Source organism: Arcobacter sp. L (assembly GCF_000284235.1).
Lineage (GTDB): Bacteria > Campylobacterota > Campylobacteria > Campylobacterales > Arcobacteraceae > Aliarcobacter > Aliarcobacter defluvii.
Genome location: NC_017192.1, coordinates 2906947 through 2927501, shown reverse-complemented (window position 1 = coordinate 2927501; position 20555 = coordinate 2906947). Strand labels below are relative to the sequence as shown.

Annotated in this window: 16 protein-coding genes; 11 read left to right on the top strand and 5 right to left on the bottom strand. The window is 28.1% G+C overall.

All coding sequences use genetic code 11. The features are described 5' to 3' along the window. The first annotated feature begins 1 nt into the window (after position 1). From ABLL_RS14450 to ABLL_RS14405, 10 genes are all read left to right on the top strand, one after another. Complete coding sequence (locus tag ABLL_RS14450) at positions 2–667, top strand: alpha-E domain-containing protein (RefSeq protein ID WP_014475526.1); 666 nt, start codon at positions 2–4, stop codon at positions 665–667. Continuing rightward, complete coding sequence (locus tag ABLL_RS14445) at positions 667–1623, top strand: M14 family metallopeptidase (RefSeq protein WP_014475525.1); 957 nt, start codon at positions 667–669, stop codon at positions 1621–1623. Before ABLL_RS14450 ends, ABLL_RS14445 begins: the two co-directional genes overlap by 1 nt. Beyond that, positions 1610–2542, top strand: a complete 933-nt coding sequence (locus ABLL_RS14440) for a M14 family metallopeptidase (protein ID WP_014475524.1) — start codon at positions 1610–1612, stop codon at positions 2540–2542. The genes ABLL_RS14445 and ABLL_RS14440 overlap by 14 nt, the downstream gene beginning before the upstream one ends. 88 nt (positions 2543–2630) lie before the next feature. Continuing rightward, complete coding sequence (locus tag ABLL_RS14435) at positions 2631–3092, top strand: Rrf2 family transcriptional regulator (protein WP_014475523.1); 462 nt, start codon at positions 2631–2633, stop codon at positions 3090–3092. Between the two features lie 180 nt (positions 3093–3272). Then, positions 3273–4358 carry a sulfate ABC transporter substrate-binding protein gene (locus ABLL_RS14430; protein WP_014475522.1) on the top strand — a complete coding sequence of 362 codons (1086 nt, stop codon included), beginning with the start codon at positions 3273–3275 and terminating at the stop codon, positions 4356–4358. An 11-nt stretch (positions 4359–4369) separates the two neighbouring features. After that, positions 4370–5590 (top strand): EAL domain-containing protein, encoded by a 1221-nt coding sequence (locus tag ABLL_RS14425; RefSeq protein WP_014475521.1) that lies wholly within the window; start codon positions 4370–4372, stop codon positions 5588–5590. Next, on the top strand, positions 5591–6445 hold the full coding sequence (cysT, locus tag ABLL_RS14420; protein ID WP_014475520.1) for a sulfate ABC transporter permease subunit CysT: 855 nt from the start codon (positions 5591–5593) through the stop codon (positions 6443–6445). Next, positions 6442–7302 carry a sulfate ABC transporter permease subunit CysW gene (gene cysW / locus ABLL_RS14415; RefSeq protein WP_014475519.1) on the top strand — a complete coding sequence of 287 codons (861 nt, stop codon included), beginning with the start codon at positions 6442–6444 and terminating at the stop codon, positions 7300–7302. Before cysT ends, cysW begins: the two co-directional genes overlap by 4 nt. Before the next feature lie 15 nt (positions 7303–7317). Further along, complete coding sequence (locus tag ABLL_RS14410) at positions 7318–8364, top strand: sulfate/molybdate ABC transporter ATP-binding protein (RefSeq protein WP_014475518.1); 1047 nt, start codon at positions 7318–7320, stop codon at positions 8362–8364. Between the two features lie 144 nt (positions 8365–8508). Beyond that, complete coding sequence (locus tag ABLL_RS14405; protein ID WP_014475517.1) at positions 8509–10485, top strand: methyl-accepting chemotaxis protein; 1977 nt, start codon at positions 8509–8511, stop codon at positions 10483–10485. Here ABLL_RS14405 and ABLL_RS14400 read toward each other — a convergent pair. Genes ABLL_RS14400 through ABLL_RS14390 form a run of 3 tightly spaced genes read right to left on the bottom strand, consistent with a single transcriptional unit; the run spans position 10482 to position 17247 of the window. Further along, positions 10482–11387, bottom strand: coding sequence for a transglutaminase family protein (locus ABLL_RS14400; RefSeq protein WP_014475516.1), 906 nt, complete (start codon positions 11385–11387; stop codon positions 10482–10484). The genes ABLL_RS14405 and ABLL_RS14400 overlap by 4 nt on opposite strands. A gap of 4 nt (positions 11388–11391) precedes the next feature. Beyond that, on the bottom strand, positions 11392–13881 hold the full coding sequence (locus ABLL_RS14395) for a circularly permuted type 2 ATP-grasp protein (RefSeq protein ID WP_014475515.1): 2490 nt from the start codon (positions 13879–13881) through the stop codon (positions 11392–11394). Continuing rightward, on the bottom strand, positions 13882–17247 hold the full coding sequence (locus ABLL_RS14390) for a DUF2126 domain-containing protein (protein ID WP_014475514.1): 3366 nt from the start codon (positions 17245–17247) through the stop codon (positions 13882–13884). A gap of 249 nt (positions 17248–17496) precedes the next feature. Here ABLL_RS14390 and ABLL_RS14385 point away from each other — a divergent pair, with 249 nt between their 5' ends. Further along, positions 17497–17910 (top strand): Hsp20/alpha crystallin family protein, encoded by a 414-nt coding sequence (locus ABLL_RS14385; protein WP_014475513.1) that lies wholly within the window; start codon positions 17497–17499, stop codon positions 17908–17910. A 145-nt stretch (positions 17911–18055) separates the two neighbouring features. Here the strand turns inward: ABLL_RS14385 and ABLL_RS14380 are convergent, their stop codons facing one another. Together ABLL_RS14380 and ABLL_RS14375 are read right to left on the bottom strand one after the other, a co-directional pair. Further along, the gene (locus tag ABLL_RS14380) at positions 18056–18946 is read right to left on the bottom strand and encodes a metallophosphoesterase (RefSeq protein WP_228712401.1); all 891 of its coding nucleotides are present in this window, start codon (positions 18944–18946) and stop codon (positions 18056–18058) included. 281 nt (positions 18947–19227) lie between these two features. After that, the gene (locus tag ABLL_RS14375) at positions 19228–20529 is read right to left on the bottom strand and encodes an aminotransferase class V-fold PLP-dependent enzyme (protein ID WP_014475511.1); all 1302 of its coding nucleotides are present in this window, start codon (positions 20527–20529) and stop codon (positions 19228–19230) included. Positions 20530–20555 lie beyond the last annotated feature (26 nt).

The window sequence follows — 20555 nt, the reverse complement described above, 5'->3', positions numbered from 1 at the left end:
TATGGAACAATTATTAACAGCAAATGTAGCAACTAATCTTTATTGGTTTGGAAGATATCTAGAAAGAGTAGAAGCAACACTTATTGAAGCAGTTTATCATTTTGATAGAATAATAGATATAGATAAAAATTCAGGAAAAGATTTTTATAAAAAATTAGGTGTTGATTTAGAATATACAAATGCAAGAGATTTTTTAAATGTTGCAATTTTTGGAAATCATAGTGCAAATATAAATAGTTTAATTTCATATGCAAAAGAAAATGCAATTATAAGTCGGTCAAATATGGATACAGAAGCATTTGGTTCTGTAATTGAATTAGCTGATTTGTTAAAACATTCAAGTCATGCAAGTTTTTTAATAGATTGTAGATTTATTGATTATGTCCTTTCTTTAATTAGTGAGATTTGGGGAGAATTAACAAGAAAACAAAAAAGAAATACAAGTGATTATTTTATTAGATTAGGGAAATTAGTAGAGAAAGTAGATTTCCATTTAAGAATTGAAAAGGATAAAGAGTTTTCATTGGTTGTTATGGAAGAAATTGATAAAATTGTAAGTATATTAGCACCAAATGCAGAATTTCTGACACATAATGAGAATGACTCTTATGAAGCAATTCTTAATTCAGTGAATAGAAAAATAAATAAAATAATAGTTGAGGGATAATGATTACAAAAGAAATATTTACATCTAATCTACCTGTAGGAGAAAAATTATCTGTTAAAAGAACTAGATTTGAACCTATTTATGTTGATGAAAATAAAAAATTAAAAAGAATCTCAATAGTTAGTGGAATACATGGAGATGAATTAGAAGGTCAATTAGTAATTTATTTATTAGCTGATTGGTTAAATAAAAATAGTGAAAAACTAAAAGGTATAGTTGATATTTATCCTGCGGTTAATTCTTTGGGTGTAGATACAATTACAAGAGGATTTCCTTTATATGATGTAGATTTAAATCGAACTTTTCCTGGAAGTGCTGATGAATTTCTTCCTGGGCAAGTTGTTTATGCTTTAGCACAAGATGTGAGAGGAAGTGATATTGCTATTGATATTCACTCAAGTAATATTTTTTTAAGAGAAATTCCTCAAATTAGAATAAATAAAGAGTTTTCAGAAGGTACTTTGCCCTTAGCCAAAGAGTTAAATTGTGATTTTATTTGGATTCATGATGCTGTAACTGTTCTTGAAGCAACTTTTTCTCATACATTAAACTCTATGGGTACAAAAACACTTGTTGTTGAAATGGGTGTTGGAATGAGACTTACTAAAGAATACGGAAATCAACTTTTAATTGGTATTTTAAATTTGATGAAAAAAGAGGGCATTATCGAATGTGATGAAGAGTTTTCAGTAAGAGAACCTTTTAGTTCAGAAATTGGTGATGTTTTTTATCTAAATGCTGCAAAAAGTGGTTTATTTGTTCCTGCTCTTGATCATTGTGCAATTATAAAAGAAGGAGATAAAATAGGTGATATTGTAGACCCTTTAACAGGAACTATCTTAACTACACTAACAGCTCCAAATAATGGTATTTTATTTACTTTAAGAGAATATCCAGTTGTTTATGAAGGTTCTTTAATAGCTAGAATTTTTGGAGAAAATAGTGGAAAAAATTGAAATATTAAGAATAGAATCTCTTAGTCGTGAACCTTTGGTTGTTGAAGGTTATTTATTTAAAGGAACAAATCCAAATGCTCCTAAAATTGCAATAGTTGGTGCAATGGAAGGAGATTCAATATTACCTTTATATTGTGCTTCTACTTTAGTTGATTTTTTTAAAAATAAACTTGAACAAGAAAAATTAAAAGGTGATGTTTTAATTATTCCTTCAATAAATCATTATGCATTAAATATTGGAAAAAGATTTTGGCCTTTAGATAACACCGATTTAAATATGATGTTCCCTGGATATGAATTAGGTGAAACAACTCAAAGAATTGCAAAAAAAGTATTTGATGTTTTAAATGGCTATGATTTTGGAGTTATACTTGAGCGACGCCCAGATCCAGCAACATGTTTACCTTATATAAAACTTTATAAAAGTGGATATGAAGATTTACTTGCAGCAAAGAAATTTGGTTTTAAACTAATTCATCATAGAACAATGAAATCAATAGATACAGTAACTTTACAATATAACTGGCAACTTTGGGGAACTAAAGCATTTTCAATTATGTGTCCTAGTGATAATCAAGTAGATAAAAAAGTTGCAAATCAAATAAATCAAGCAATTATCAGATTTATGGATAAAAGTAAAATCATAAATTATCATATTTTTAATGGATATGAATCAACAGTTATGGATAGAAATACAATAAGTGTTGTAAAATCTGCTAAAAGTGGAATTTTTATTTCAAAAGAATCACCAGGAAATTATGTCTCAAAAGACCAAGTAATTGGTGAAATAGTACATTCTTTAGAAGGAAATGTAATACACCAATTTTTAGCACCTTGTAATGGAATGATTACATGTTTTTATAGTAATTCACTTATTTTTGAACATGCTGTTGCATTTAGAATTGCAAAAATTGGCTAGAAAACTAGCTAATTTTTCAATTTTATTTTAAAAGTATTGACAAGTTAAAAAAAATAAAATATAATTTCACCAATTTAGTAGGTGATAAATGAAAATATCAAAAAAAACAGATTATGCTTTAAGAGCTTTATTTGCAATTGCTGAGCAAAAAAATAGTTCGATTTCAATTAGAGAATTATCAGAATCAGTGGATGTACCAAGAAGGTTTTTAGAAAATATTATGCTTGAAATGAATAGAGCAGGTTGGGTAAAAAGTATTCCTGGTCGTTATGGTGGATATATTTTAGCAAAAGCTTCAAATGAGATAACTTTAGGTGAAGTTATTCGTTATTTTGAGGGAATGATAGCTATGATTTCTTGTGTATCTGTTTCTAGTTATGAGCCTTGTTCTCAAGAAAGCAAGTGTTATTTTAGAAGAATATTTTTAAATATTAGAAATTTAACAGCTCAGATTTTAGATAAAACAACAATAGCTTCTTGTTTATTACAAGAACCTATTTCAAAAGAAGATGTTTACAAAGAAGAATTTATAGGTGGTTTAGGGATTTAACTACTTATATTTTTTTTAATTTTAAATATTCACCTATTTAGTGTATATTATATAAAAGGAGCCAAATATGATGTGTGATATGTGTAGGACTAAGAGTCGGTTTTAAGAATTGGTGAGATTTTTTTAAATCTTTAATATTCACACATTTAGTGTATATTAATTAGTAAAATAGGAAATAAAATGAAAAGAGTAATAAAAAATATAAAAAATTTAGTTTTAGTAGGTTTATTGATACCTGCATTTGCAATTGCAGATAAAGAGTATGACTATAAAGCAGAAGCACAAAAAAAATCAATTGAGATATTAAATGTTTCTTATGACCCAACAAGAGAGCTGTATGAAGAATACAATAAAGAGTTTTCTAAATATTGGAAAGAAAAAACAGGTCAAGAGGTAAAAATAAAACAATCTCATGGTGGTTCAGGAAAACAAGCACGGGCTGTAATTGATGGATTAAAAGCTGATGTTGTAACTTTGGCACTTGCTTATGATATAGATGCAATTAGTCAAAAAGCCAATCTTTTTCCAAATGATTGGCAAAAAAGATTTGAAAATAATTCATCTGCTTATACTTCAACAATAGTTTTTTTAGTTAGAAAAGGAAATCCAAAAGCTATAAAAGATTGGGATGATTTAATAAAAGATGATGTGGAGGTAATTACTCCAAATCCAAAAACATCAGGAGGTGCAAGATGGAACTATTTAGCAGCTTATGCTTATGCACTTAAAAAAGAGTTAGGAAGCTTAGATAATCTTGATAAAAATTCACAAAAATATAAAGAAGCAGATTTAAAAGCAAAGCAGTATTTAACAAATTTATTTAAACACGTTCCTGTTTTAGATTCAGGAGCAAGAGGTGCAACAAATACATTTGTTCAAAGAAAAATAGGAGATGTTTTACTTGCTTGGGAAAATGAAGCATTTTTAGCAAAAAATGAACTTGGACCTGATGAGTTTGAGATAGTTGTACCATCAATTTCAATTTTAGCTGAACCTCCTGTTGCAATTGTAGATGAAAACGCAAAAAAGAAAGGAACATATAATATTTCAAAAGCTTATTTGGAGTATTTATATTCAAAAGTTGGTCAAGAAATAGCAGTTAAAAATTATTATAGACCTTACAAACCTGAATTAGTCTCACAAGATGAATTAAAAATATTTCCAAAACTTGAATTAGTAAAAATAAATGATTTATTTGATAGTTGGCAAGATGCACAAAAAACACACTTTAATGATGGTGGAACATTTGATTCAATTTATAAATAAAAGTGATAGAAATGCAAATAGAAGATATAAAGATTAATCTTGCTAATAGAAAAGAGTTTTTAGAAGATAATAAAAATAAAATGTTCAATAAAGTAGCTATCTTTGATGTTAATGGTTTTGGAAATATAAATCATTATTATGGATATGATTTTGGTGAAAAAGTCTTAAAAATCATATCTTTAAGATTAGAAAATAGATTTTTAAATAGCAAAATTTATTATTTAGGAGCAGATAATTTTGCAGCAACTTCTAGTGCTGAAATATCTAAAGATAGATTTATTCAAACTATAAAATCAATCGTTTGGTATTTTGGATATTCACCTATTGAACTAGAGGGATATAAAGTATATATCCCTTTAAGAGCTGGTGTGGCTATAAATTATCCTGAACTTTTATTTAGTGCTGAGTTTGCCCTAAAACAAACAAAAATTGTAAAACATAATTTAGTGATTTATGATAGTGAACAACATCATATTTGTCATCCAAATTCTTTATCTATTGAACAAGATTTATATTGGGAAGCTCAAATTATTGAAGCAATTAGAAAAGATAAATTTGAAATTTTTGTTCAATCAATAACAAATCAATTTGAAAAAAAATATGAAGTTTTAGTTCGTATGAAAAATTCAAAAGGTGAAATAATAAGTCCATATTTTTTCATAAATAGGGCAAAAAAAATAAATTTATATAGTGAAATTACAAAAAAAGTAATTCAAAAATCTTTTGAGTATTTTGAAAACAAAAATATAGAGTTTAGTATCAACTTATCAATAAGTGATATTTTAGAAAAAGATGTTGTTGATTTTTTGATTCAAAAAATTTATGAGTTTGATATTGCACATTTTTTGACAATAGAAATAACAGAGAGTGAAGGTATAGATAATCTTGAAGAACTTATATCTTTTATCAAAATTATGAAAAATTTAGGGACAAAAATAGCAATTGATGATTTTGGTACGGGATATTCTAATTTCTCATATTTAGTTAGATTACAAGCAGATTTTATAAAACTTGATGGGTCAATTATCCAAGATTTAAATAGAACTAAAACAGCAAAAGCAGTTGTAGAGGCTATTGTTTTTTTTGCAAAAAAAGTTGGAATAAAAACAGTTGCAGAGTTTGTTTCAACAAAAGAGATTTATGAAACTTGTAAAGAGTTAGAAATAGATTATTTTCAAGGATTTTGGTTTGATGAACCTAAAAACGTCAAAGAGTTGAAGAAGGAAATATAAATGAGATTAAATTTTGGCATATTAAAAAGACCAAAATCCACAATCCCAGGATTTGGTTTGACTTTGGGATATACAGTTTTTTATTTAAGTATTATTGTGATTATTCCACTTATAGCTTTGTTTACAGAAGCTTTTAGTATGGGATGGCAAGCTTTTTTGGATGCAACTACAAATGATAGAGTAATAGCAAGTTATAAACTAACTTTTTTTACATCTTTAATAGCAGCACTTATAAATACTTTTTTTGGACTTATTGTTGCTTGGTGTTTAGTTAGATATAACTTTTTTGGAAAAAGAGTTTTTGATGCGATTGTTGATTTGCCTTTTGCTTTACCAACAGCTGTTTCAGGGATTGCACTTACAACACTTTATTCATCACAAGGTTGGTTTGGACAAATTTTACAACCACTTGGAATAAAAGTTGTTTTTACTCCTATTGGAATAACAATAGCTTTGATTTTTATTGGTCTTCCTTTTGTTGTAAGAACAATTCAACCAGCATTTGAAGAGTTAGAAGTTGAACAAGAAGAAGCAAGTGCAAGTTTGGGAGCAAGTAGATGGCAAACATTTTATAAAGTGATACTTCCTACTATTTTTCCAGCACTATTAACTGGATTTGCTTTATCTTTTGCAAGAGCTTTAGGTGAATATGGTTCGGTTGTTTTTATAGCTGGAAATATGCCAATGAAAACAGAGATTAGTACACTTTTGATTATTACAAAACTTGAGCAATATGATTATGCAGGAGCAACAGCGATTGCGGTTGTAATGTTATTAATCTCTTTTGTAATGTTACTTTTAATAAATATTCTTCAAAGATGGAGTTCAAGAAGAAGAGGAATGGAGGCTATATGAAAACTTTTAATAATTCAAAAAGTTCACAAGGTGAATCAAAAGTAGTTAAATATCTACTAATAACAACAGCAATAACTTTTTTAGCTGTTATGTTAGTAGTTCCTTTGATTACAATATTTGCAGAAGCTTTTAGAAAAGGAGTTGAAGCATATTTTTTAAGTTTTGAAGATGAGTATGTTTTAAGTGCAATTAAACTTACTTTTATAACTGCAATTATTGCTGTTCCTTTAAATTTAGTTTTTGGGCTTGCAGCTTCTTGGGCAATAGCAAAATACTCTTTTTTTGGGAAAAGTTTTTTGATAACTTTGATTGATTTACCTTTTGCTGTAAGTCCAGTTATTTCAGGATTTGTTTATGTTTTATTATTTGGAGCTCAAGGTTGGTTTGGTTCTTGGTTGATTGAAAATGATGTACAGATTATTTTTGCAGTTCCTGGAATTGTATTAGCAACTATATTTGTAACTTTTCCATTTGTTGCAAGAGAGTTAATCCCTTTGATGCAAGAGATGGGAAATGATGAAGAACAAGCTGCTTTACTTTTAGGAGCAAGTGGTTTTCAAACATTTTTAAAAGTTACTTTACCAAATATAAAATGGGGACTTTTATATGGAGTTATTTTATGTAATGCAAGAGCAATGGGAGAATTTGGAGCAGTTTCAGTTGTTTCAGGACATATTCAAGGTGTGACAAATACGATGCCTTTGCAAGTTGAGATTTTATATAACGAATATAACTTTGTTGCAGCTTTTGCAGTTTCAACACTTTTAGCAATTTTGGCCTTATTAACTCTTGTTTTAAAATATATTTTAGAGTGGAAAGTACAAAAAAGAGCAAAAAAATTAGAAAACGAAGAATAATTTATAGGAAAAAATATGAAGATTGAAGTAAAAAATTTAACAAAAAACTTTGGAAATTTTGTAGCACTCGAAAATATAAATTTAGATATTGTTGATGGTGAATTATTGGCACTTTTAGGACCATCAGGAAGTGGAAAAACAACTCTTTTAAGAATGATTGCTGGACTTGAAACAGTTGATGATAAAGATAGTGGAGAGATTTTATTTAATGGTATAAATGTTGCAAAGAAAGATATAGGTGAACGAGATATTGGTTTTGTTTTTCAACATTATGCACTATTTCGTCATATGACAGTTTTTGAAAACATCGCTTTTGGACTTAGAGTAAAACCTAAAAAACAAAGACTTTCAAATAAAGAGATTGAAGAAAAAGTAAATAAACTTTTAAAACTTATACAACTTGATGGTTTTGCTTCTCGTTTCCCTTGGCAATTATCTGGTGGTCAGAGACAAAGAGTTGCATTAGCAAGGGCTTTAGCAGTTGAGCCAAAAGTTTTACTTTTAGATGAACCTTTTGGTGCGCTTGATGCAAAAGTACGAACTGATTTAAGAAGATGGTTAAAAGAGCTTCAAGAAGAACTTGGAATTACAACTATTTTAGTTACACACGACCAAGAAGAAGCACTTGAAGTTGCAAATAGAATAGTAGTAATCAGTAAAGGAAAAATAGAGCAAGTTGGAACTCCTGAAGAGGTATTTCATAATCCTAAAAATGAGTTTGTAATAAACTTTTTAGGAAATGTAAATCTATTTCATGGACGAGTTGATGATGGAAAGTTAAATCTTGAAGATAGCTCAGATAATAAATATTTGATTAGACCCCATGAGTTAGAAATAATTTCTGTAAATGATAAAGAAGCAATTTTACAAGCAAAAGTAAAATATATCCAACTTGCAGGTTCTTTTGTGAAAATAGATTTAAGCCATCTAAATGATGAAACAAAAACTTTGATGGTTGAGATATCACACTCTGAGTTTAAAGAAAAAAATATTCAAAAAGGAAATCTTGTAGGTATTCGTCCAAGAACCTTAAGAACATTTGAAGATGGGGCAGGAATATAAAACTTCATTATAAGATTATTTATAAATATAATATAAGGAATATACTCCATAAAATGGATAGATTAATCTAATTATGTAAGTCTTATGTAATAAATTATTTAGTAAAGTACGCGATAGTAAATAACTTGTAAATAAGGAAAACTTATGTTAAAGAACTTAAATACAAAAATGAAACTTTTATTGTTTCCTTTTATGTTTGTAGTTATTGTTTTTGTATCAGTATTAATCTATTTAAATTATAGTAATTTAGCTGAAAAAAGAAATGAAGTTGCACTAGAAACAGAAGGTTTTGTACAAGACCTTTTAAAAGGAAGAATATCAGTATATCAATTTTTAAGAAATCAAAATGCAGAAAATATTCAAAAAGTTAGAGATAATTTCAGTGCATTAGATAAAAAAGTTTTAAATTTAAAAGAGGCTGTTTCTGTTGAAAGAAACAAAATCTTATGTGATGAAATAATTGAATCTTCTAAAAACTATATGGAAGATTTTGAAGCTTTCTCAAAAGATTATAGTAAAGATAAAGAAGAAACAGAGTCTTTAAAAGCAACTCTTAATGATATGGTAAAATCTGGTGAAATTTTAGAAGTTAAGATTAGAGAAATAAATAAAAGTGCCTTAGATCTAAAACAAGAAGCACATAATTCTCTAAATAATATTTTAATTGCATTAGCTATAGTTGCTATAATAAGTTTTATTTTGATTTCACTAATAATTTCAAAAATAGTTATAACTTCTTTAGACAACTTCAAAATAGGATTAATATCGTTTTTTTCATATCTAAATAGAAGCTCAAAAGATATTTCATTATTAGATGATTCTTCAAAAGATGAATTTGGTGAAATGGCTAAATTTGTTAATGATAATATTAAACAAATTGAAAAAACTATTAATCAAGATACAGCTCTAATAGAAGATGCTAAAGTTGTAATGACTAGAGTTAATAATGGTTGGTATGGTCAGTTTATAGAAAAATCAACTTCAAATGCCTCTTTAGAAGAGTTTAGAGATAATGTAAATAAAATGATTGAAAGTACTAGAAAAAGATTTGAAGAAGTAGATGAAATCTTAGAAGAGTACTCAAAACTTGATTATAGAAAAGCTTTAAAAATGCATCCAAATGATGAAAAAGGTGGAGTGTTTGAAAGATTAGTAGTAGGAATTAATACCCTACAAGATTCAATTACACAAATGTTAATAGATAATAAAACAAATGGATTAACATTAGATGCAAGTTCAGATATATTACTTATAAATGTAGATAAATTAAATCTAAGTTCAAATGAAGCAGCAGCATCTTTAGAAGAGACAGCAGCAGCAATAGAAGAGATAACAAGTAATGTAAGAAATAATACAGAGAATATTGCAAAAATGGCAATGCTTTCAAATCAAGTAACAAAATCAGCAAATGATGGAGAGAAACTTGCAAACCAAACAACTCAGTCAATGGATGAAATAAATAATCAAGTAAACTTGATAAATGAAGCAATAACTGTAATTGATCAAATAGCATTCCAAACAAATATACTTTCACTTAATGCAGCAGTAGAAGCAGCAACAGCAGGTGAAGCAGGAAAAGGATTTGCAGTTGTAGCAGCTGAAGTGAGAAACCTAGCATCAAGATCGGCAGAAGCTGCAAAAGAGATAAAAGCAATAGTAGAAAATGCAACAAGTAAAGCAGATCAAGGGAAACAAATAGCAGGACATATGATAGATGGATATAAACAATTAAATGAAAATATCCAACATACAATAAACTTGATTTCAGATATACAAAATGCCTCAAAAGAGCAATTGTTAGGAATAGAGCAAATAAATGATGCAGTAACCCAGTTAGACCAACAAACACAACAAAATGCGATGGTGGCAAGTCAAACACATGATGTAGCAGTAATAACAGACCAAATAGCGAAATTAGTTGTAAGTAATGCAAATGAAAAAGAGTTTAATGGTAAAAACGAGGTTAAAGCTAAGGATATGAATCTTAATACGGCTAAAAAAGAGAATTTTGTTGTTGCAAAAAAATCAACATTAAAACAACAAGAAACAACTTCAACTAAAAAAGAGACAAAAGTAGTATCATCAACAAAATCAAATGATGATGAGTGGGAAAGTTTTTAAACTTCCTTCTTCTCTTTTATAGCCTCAACATTTACTTTCACTTTTAATGTACTTCCTCCACTACTTTGAACAACACCTTTTAAAGGTGAAATATCTAAATAATCTCTTCCATATCCAAGAATAATATACTCTTCATTTGGGATTTTATTATTTGTTGGATCAAAATCTGCCCAACCAAAAGTAGGAATATATATAGAAAACCAAGCATGAGAAGCATCTGCACCAAAAAGTTTTTCTTTTCCTTCTGGTGGAATAGTTTGAATATAACCACTTACATATCTTGTTGGTATTCCAATACTTCTTAACGCTGAAATAGCAAATTGAGCAAAATCTTGACATACACCTTTTTTCTCTTTGAAAACTACTTCAATAGGAGTTGTAATATCTGTAAAACCAGAAACGAAATCAAAATCATTAAAGATTCTTCCCATAAATTCATTTGTAGCTTCAAATAAATTTCTATCATCACTAAATGATTCTAAAATATAATCTTTTATTTGAATTGATGGCATAGGAATAGATTCTGTTTCAAATAAAAATAGTTTTGCTAATACATCATCTTTATAATATTTATTTAATCTATCTTTTGCTTCTTTTACTGTAATTGAAATATTTTTAAGAGTTTCAATTTCTTTATTTATCTCTTCTTCTAATCTTTCAACTTTTGATTTTGCAATTACTTTTAAAGTTCTATGTGATTCTCTTATTAGCATAAAATTATTTGTATTCCCAAAATAATCAATAAATTCATTTGTTTCATAAGGTATTGGCTCAATATGTAAAGAATATTCTAAAAGTTTTTGAGTATTTATGTCTTTGGGTTTTAGTCTAGCTATATTATGGCTAAAAGTTACAATTGCAGCATAATCAAATTTTGTTTCGTGATATATTTCATAAATCATTAAATTACTCGTTGTAGTGTGAAAAATAAGTTTTTGTTAATTCTTCTGAAGTTTGACTTAGTAAATCAGAAATTACAGAAAGAAAACTTTCAAGCTCTTTGTATATGTATTCATCTTCTTTAGTTTCTAAAAGTTTATTTGTATTTGCAAGTGTTAACATAGAAAAGACTTTAAATATAGGCTCTTCAAAGTTGCTTAATCTTGAATTATCAATATTTTTTGGTAACTCTTTTAAATCTTCTAACAACTGAGTTATTATGTAAATCAGAGATTTTGGATATTTTTTGTTGAATAATAAAAAATCTAATACATTTTTTAAATCTAAAGATGATTTATAATAAGCTCTATAAGAGTTATAACTTTCATAAGAGTTAAGCATAGAATCCAAAACATCATATTCTAAAAGTTTATCAAGCTTTAAAGTGAGTAAAGAACGTAATTTAGAAATAAGCAATTGAGAAATCTCTATTTTACATCCTATGTCATATAAAATTAAACCTTGCTCTTTAAATATACTTTCATCAATCAATTCTTTGTAAGCCATTAAATAAATCAAAAGTTTATCAAGTTCATTTATATGGTCTTTATATGAAATTACTTCTCTTTTATTATAACTATTCCACTCTTTTTGGAGTTTTTCGTAGATTCTCCATGCTTCCATTGTTAGAAGATTTTTTACACTAGCATTTAAATTTGAGAGTAAACTAAGAGAAAAAGAGAGACTTCCAACTCTATTTTTATCTTTTATTAGTGAAATTATTTCTGTAAGAGGTTGTTTTAATTTTTCATCTAAAAATCCTGGATAACACATTGTAAGATGAGTTAATGCTCTATTTAAAATCTTTGTTGTTTGTTTTGAACTTATGTTATCATCATATCTGTTGATATTTAACATAGATTTTAAATTAAATCTAATCATTCTTGCTGTTGTAATAGCTCTACTTAAATATCTTCCCATCCAAAAGAGATTTTCAGCTCTTTTTGTAGAGATATTTTCAAGCCTAGAATCAAAAAAAGCTCTATTTTTAAATATATTATTTCCTACATATTCTTCATCTTTTCCTAAAATCCATAAATCTTTACTAGCTCCTCCTTTTTGATTAGAAACAACTAATGAATCTTTAGAGGGAGAAACACGAATTAAACCACCTTGTAAGACATTATAATCCTCTCCTTGTAGATAGGAAAAAGATCTAATTACAGTATTTCTAGGCTCAACTTTTCCTTTTGAAAAAGAGGGTGTAGTTGAAAAATCTATGATTTCTTGACCTACATAATAATGAGGTGCTTTTTTTATCTTTTCTGTTAAATCAAGAAGTTGTTTTTCATCAAGTTTATTTGCAAAATATACTTCAATATTATCAGTTCTATCAATCTTTTTTATTATTAGATTCTTCAGATTTGCAAGTACAAAGTCAAGTTCTTTTTTTTGTCCACACCACCAAGTGGCAATTTGAGGAAGAATTAATTCTTCATCTAATAAAAATTTTGCAATATTTTTCATAAAAGGATTTAATCCAATATTTTCAAGTATTCCAACTCCAATTGGATTAATCATAGATAAGTTATCTTCTCTAACAACATTTACAAGACCTGCAACACCTAATTGAGAATTGTTTTTTAATTCAAGTGGGTCACAATATTGGGCATCAACTCTTCTTATTAAAGTATCAACACGTCTTAATCCTTTTAGACTTTTTAGCCAAAGGTGATTGTTTTTTACAAGTAAATCTTCTCCTTGAACTAAAGTTAAATCTAAATATGAACTAAGATAAGAGTGTTCAAAATAAGTCTCATTTAATGGGCCAGGAGTTAAAAGTACAATTAAAGGATTATCTTGATTTGAAGAAGATAAAGATTTAAGCATATCTTTATAACCTTCTATAAATTTAGCCATTTTTTTTATTTCAACATTTGGATATAAATCATTTGAAATAGAGTTCATAGTAAGACGATTTTCTATAGCATATCCAAGACCTGATGGGGATTGAGTTCTATCATTAATAACCCAAAATTTACCATCTGGACCTCTGCTTATATCACTTGCATAAAATCTTAGAGAATAGTAGTCTTGATTATGAAAATTAAAAACTTCAGGAATAAAACTTTTGTGACCAAAAACTATTTCAGCAGGGATAATTCCTTCTTTTATAAGTTTTTGTTCAGTATATAAATCTTTAAAAATAAGATTTAGAAGTTTTGCCCTTTGTTTTAAACCTTTTGAAACTTCTTCCCATTCTTGTGAAGTTATAACTAAAGGAATAGGATCAAGATTCCATCTTCTATTATTTCCTTCTGGATCATTATAGATATTGTAAGTAACTCCATTATCTTCAAGTCGCCAATCAATTTCTAGTTGTTTTTGTTCTAATTGTTTGATTCCAGCATTTTCAAGTCCAGCTATAATATCTTTCCAGTGAGGTCTAATATTACATTCATTATCAAACATTTCATCAAATGATGATTCTAACCTACAACTATCAAAAATTGACATCTAATTTTTCATCCACCTTTGTCTTAAATCTAATGTATGAGGATACTCTTTATTTTTTGGCATTTCATGGAAGTATAGTTTTTTACTTCCAGTTTTACTTGTCATAACTCTTGATGCTTCAACTGCAAAAACAGAGTTTGCTTCACCAGTAATTTTAGGTTCAATTGGAGTTACTTCTCCTTGTGAATGGTTAAAGTCCCAATATCTATTTATTCTTCTTGATTCAGCTTCATAAGAATTTACAGGGAATGTATCATAACTTCTTCCACCAGGATGTGAAACAAAATAGTTAAATCCACCAATCGATCTTGTATTCCATTTGTCTATTATATCAAAAGTTAAAGGTGTATCAACTTTAATGGTTGGATGTAACGCTGACCAAGGTTGCCAAGCTTTATATCTAACACCACTTACATATTCTCCTTCAACATTTGTTTTACTAAGAGGAACTTGAACTCCATTACAACTTATGACATATCTTTCTTCATTGAAATCTTGGATTTTAATTTGTAGTCTTTCAAGTGATGAATCAACATATCTTGCTGTTCCTTGACTTCCAGATTCTTCTCCTAAAACATTCCAAGGCTCAATAGCAGCTCTTATTTCAACATGCATTCCTTCAATGGTTGTCATACCATATAATGGGAATCTAAACTCAAAAAATGGATCAAACCAGTCTAATTTAAATTCATATCCTTCATCATTTAGATACTCAACTACACTTTTTAAATCCTCTCTTACATAGTGCTCTAGTAAGAATTTATCGTGAAGTCTTGTTCCCCAACGAATAAGATTATGTTTATATGGTCTTTTCCAAAAGCATGAAACTAATGCACGAACTAATAACATTTGTAAAAGTGCCATTTGTGAATGAGGTGGCATATCAAAAGCACGTAATTCTAAAATTCCAAGTCTTCCACTTGCACTATCTGGTGAGTATAGTTTATCTATACAAAACTCACTTCTATGTGTATTTCCTGTAATATCTGTTAACATATGTCTAAATAATCTATCTGTTAGCCAATAAGGAACATCTCCACTTTCAGGTATTTGAGAAAAGGCAATTTCTAATTCATAAAGATTCTCAACTCTTCCTTCATCAACTCTTGGAGCTTGTGAAGTAGGACCTATGAATGCTCCACTAAATAGATATGAAAGTCCAGGGTGATGTTGCCAGAAAGTAATTAAACTTCGTAATAAATTAGGATTTCTTAATAGTGGCGAATCGCTAGGCTCCATAGCTCCAATAGTTACATGGTTTCCCCCACCAGTTCCTGTGTGTCTTCCATCTATCATAAATTTTTCAGTTCCAAGACGACAAACTCTAGCATCTTCATAAAGACTTAAAATATTGTCACTTAACTCTTTCCATGAGCTTGTTGGTTGAATATTTACTTCAATAACACCTGGGTCTGGAGTAACTTTTATTCTATCTGTTCTTAAATCATAAGGAGGTTCATATCCTTCAATTATAACAGCCATATTTAATCTAGTAGCTGTTTCTTCAATAGAAGCTATTAAGTCTAAAAATACTTCAGTTTTTTCAATTGGAGGAAGGAAAATACAAAGTTTGTTATCTCTTATCTCAATACTTAATGCTGTTCTAACAAAAGCTGTATATTTATTTTTAAGAGTAGTTTTTTTACTCATTTTTTTAGCACGTTTTTCAACTGCACTTATATAATCACCAAGCGCAGGATATGAGGCAAATAAATCTGGTTGAAAATCTTGCTCTAATTCAACTTGTGGTTTTACGATTAATGATTCTAAAGGAAGTCTAAATCCTATTGGCGAATTTCCTGCACTTAGAAATAGATGACCACGTCTAAATTCCCATTTTGATGTAATCCATTTTGTTGTTCCAAAATTAATAGGTAGAACATATCCTACTTCACTATTTAATCCTTGAGTTAACTTTTGAGCAATAGTTTTTCGCTCTAAAGGATCTTTTAAATCATATTTTAAAGGGTCAATATCAATAGGAAGTTCTGCTTCTTTCATAATATAATAAATTGGGTCTTCAAAAGCTGGAATTACATTTTCATCACTTATACCTAAAATCAAAGAAAGTGTTGAAATAAACTCTTTTGCATCAGCTGTCGTATACGAATAGCTTTTATTCATATCAGCTAATAAATCTGGATTCTTCCAAATAGGTTTATCATCTTTTCTCCAAAAGATAGTTGTTTGCCATCTAGGAAGTGGTTCTCCAGGGTACCATTTCCCTTGAGCGTGATGAAGTAGTCCACCATTTGTATTTGTTTCAAGTAATCTTCTTGCAAGATTATTTGCTAATTCTCTTTTATGTTCACCATCTGCTTCACTATTCCATTGAGCAGATTCCATATCATCAATAGATACAAAAGTTGGTTCTCCTCCCATAGTTAAACGAACATCATTTTTTACTAAATCTTCATCAACTTTAAAACCTAAGTTATAAATAGCATCCCATTGTTCTTCTTTGTATGGTTTTGTAACTCTTGGTGATTCAAAAATTCTTGTTACTTTATTTTCGTAATCAAACTCAGTTTCACATTTATCACTAAATCCTTCAATAGCGTGAGCAGAGTTATAATGTGGTGTACAAGCAAGTGGAATATGACCTTCTCCTGCAAAAAGTCCACTTGTACTATCAAGCCCAATCCATCCTGCTCCTGGAACATAGACTTCTGTCCAAGCATGTAAATCTGTAAAGTCAGCTTCAGGACCACTTGGACCATCTAATGATTTAACATCGGCTGTTAATTGAACTAAATATCCAGATACAAAACGGCTAGCAAGTCCAAGATGTCTTAATACTTGAACAAACAACCAAGCAAAATCTCTACAACTTCCAAGTTTCTTTTCTAGTGTTGTTTTACAAGTTTGAACACCTGGTTCAAGTCTTACAGTGTAGTTTAGGTGTTGATTTATTTTTTGATTTACTTCGACTAGAAAATCAATAATAGGTTTTTCTTTTTTATCAATACTATTTATAAAATCTTTTAATATTTTATTCTTTTCTTCAATTTTTAAATAAGGTTTTAACTCTTTTTTTAAATCTTTTTTATATTCAAATGGGTAATTTTTTGCACTATCTTCAACAAAAAAATCAAAAGGATTAATAGTAATCATATCAGCTATGATTTCTACATCAATACAAAATTCATCAGTTTTTTCAGGAAAAACCAATCTTGCTAAATAGTTTCCAAATGGATCTTGTTGCCAATTTAAGAAGTGATTTTCTGGCTTGATTTTCAATGAATAAGCTTCAATTGGAGTTCTACTATGAGGAGCCGGTCTTAATCTAATTATATGTGGAGATAATGAAATCTTTCTATCGTATTTGTAGTGAGTTTTATGAGAAATTACTACTTTTAAAGACATTTTGAATCCTTTTATTTTGATAAAAATCATTATACAGAAATAAGCAAATAATAAAAATTAAATATTGTATATAAAGTGATGTACTGTATAAATTAGCATACTAGGTAAAGAAGTGATAAATATAAATACAATAATAACGACTATATTTCTAAAATTAGCAATTAATATTGACAAGTGCTAAAAAATATGTTAATATTCTAAGACTTGATATAAATACTATCAAGATTAAAAATTTTTAAGGAGTTAGAAATGCTTTTAACAAAATTTGATCCTTTTAAACAAATAAGAGAAATTGAAAAAAATTTATATAATCAAACTAATAGTGAAGGTGTAAATGCTTTCGTCCCTGTAGTGAACACAAGGGAAGGAGAGTTTGCTTATCACGTCGATATTGATTTACCTGGTGTAAAAAAAGAAGATATAAAAGTAGACATAAACAAGGGTATTTTAACAATCAGTGGTGAAAGAAAAATCAAAGATGAAGTAAAAGAAGAAGATTACTACAAAGTAGAGACATATTTTGGAAAATTTTCAAGAAGTTTTACTCTTCCAGATAATGCAGATATTGAAAATATTGAAGCAAGTAGTGAAAATGGAGTTTTAGAGGTAATTATTCCAAAACTTAAAGATGAAACTACTAAAAAAACAATAACAGTTAAATAAAAAGAAGGAGTTTACTCCTTCTTAAAAAAGGAGATTTAAATGAATAAGAATAAAACAAATAAGATTGATTATATTATTTTAATGAGTATTTATACTATATCTATTTTAAGTTCATTTTTTTTATTTCATAAATAAAAAAAATTTATTAAGATAACTTTAAAATAGTTATCTCACTTGAAGCCCCTAATCTCATAGGTGGTCCCCAAAATCCTGTACCTTTATTAACATAAACTTGTGTAGTTTCATTGTGTTGATGTAAACCTTTTACATAAGGTTGTTGAAGTTTTACTAAAAAATTAAATGGAAAAATTTGTCCACCATGTGTGTGTCCACAAAGAACTAAATCTATACCTTTTGTTTCTATTTCTTCTAAATATTTTGGTTGATGGGCTAAAAGAATAGTTGGTTTATCTTCACTATTTTTTAAAGCTTGAGTTATATTTGGTTTGTAAGAGCCATATCTTTCACCAAATCTATCATAAACTCCACAAAGATAAAAACCTTTATCTTTTTCCCCTATATAAATATTTTCATTTTCTAAAGTTTTAATTCCTAATGAATTTACATAATTAATAATTGGTTTTACACCATGAAAATATTCGTGATTCCCTACTATAAAATATGTTCCATATTTAGAGTTTATATTTTTTAATTCATCCAAAGCAGGTTTTGCATATTCAAGTTTTGTATCAACTAAATCACCAGTTATTACAACAACATCAGGATTTAGAATATTTACTTTTTTTACAAGATTTTTTATAAAATCTTTTGTAATTAATCCACCAATGTGAATATCACTTAGTTGTAAAATAGTATAAGGTTTATTTAAATTATTTATCTTAACATCAACTACTTCAATTTCGATATGTCTTGCATTATCCATAGCTTTTGCATTTGTTGCAATTACAGCTGAAATAATACCTATATCTAAACCTTTTTTAAAAAATTCTCGTCGATTTTTAGTATATTTTGTTTTTGAAATTCCAAGAGAGATGATTTCATGAAATAAAGTAATAATAAATGTTAAAAAAATCACCCCAATTGGTAAAGAAAGGAGAAAATAGAGCCAGTTGGGCACTAAGGGAAAATATCTAGCTATTGGATACATAAGTACCCCAAAAAATGTTAGATATAAAAATAAGCTAAGATATTTTCTAGTCTTATAATTAAAATCTAGTTTATTTATAAGACGTTTTTTTATTATCAATGTTTGAAAAGCAAAAACAATCATAAAAACTGAAAAAAATATTATAAAACTCATTTTGGATTGTATGCTTTCTTAGTTAATGAATTTTAAATAGAGTGTTTAGAGTTTGTTTAATTTGCAATTTTTTTAATACTCTCAATTAAATTTTTAATATCTTCTTTTGTTTGTGAAAAATGAATAGAAATTCTAACCCATCCTGGACGATTATTTATATCTAGTTCTTTTATCCCAAGTAAATCATGTCCATAAGGTCCAGCACATGAACATCCAGCTCTAGTTTGAAAATTATCAGTTGAAGACAAATTGTTACATAAATCATAAGGACTTAAACCTTTTATATTAAAAGAAATAATTCCTATATTTTCAACTTCTTGATTTCCATAGATTACGCAATTTGGTATATTTCTTAGTTCACTGATAAAATACTTTTTTAATTCATTTTTTCTATCTTTTATAAAATCAAAACCTATTTCATTTCTTAGTTGATATGCAAGACTTGCTCGAATAAATTGCAAAATAGGTGGAGTTCCAGCATCTTCTCTAGCTTCTATATCTTTTTGATAATATTGTGAATCTTTATTTACATACTCTACAGTTCCACCACCAGCAAATGTTGGAGCAATTGATGTATCAATTAGATTTTTTCTAATAATTAATAATCCACAACTTCCAGGACCTCCAAGAAGTTTATGAGGAGATAAAACTAATGCATCATATAATTCACAAGGTACATTTATATATGGACTTGATGCAGCTGCATCAAATAAAACTTTCCCACCATAACGTTTAATAAGTTTTGATATCTCTTCATAAGGAGTAATTATTCCAGATACATTTGAAGCAATACAAAAGCAACCAATTATTTCTCTATGAGCATTTTCTTGCAAAATTTCTTTTAATTGAAAAAGATCAACCAATCCATCACTTGTTAGTTTTATCCTTATTACTTCACATAAAGCTTCTCTATAACTTACTTCATTTGAATGGTGTTCATAAGGTCCAACGATGATTAGAGGAAGTTTCTTTTTAGCTACTGTTATTCCAAATCTTTTAATTGTTGCAGGAGGAATATATATTCCTAATAATTCTTGAAATTTTTTTATAGCAGCAGTTGTTCCACAACCGCTAGGAAGTATTGCAAATTCATCATTTAATTCCAAAGATTTTGCTAGATTTTTTCTGGCTTCTTCATAATAATTTGATGTAGTATCAGCATTTGAAGCTTCTTTAGAGTGGGTATTTGCATAAGTTTCTAAAACATCAAAAATTCTATTTTCTATTTGTCTAAATGCAAGTCCAGAAGCTGTGTAATCAAAATACTCTTTTTTATTTTTTCCAATAGTGTTGTATCTAATAAAGTTTAATAAATCTGTATTTTCATTGAAAAAAGGTCTAAAAATATTTTTATCCATAAATTTTTACTCTTTATAATTAGTTA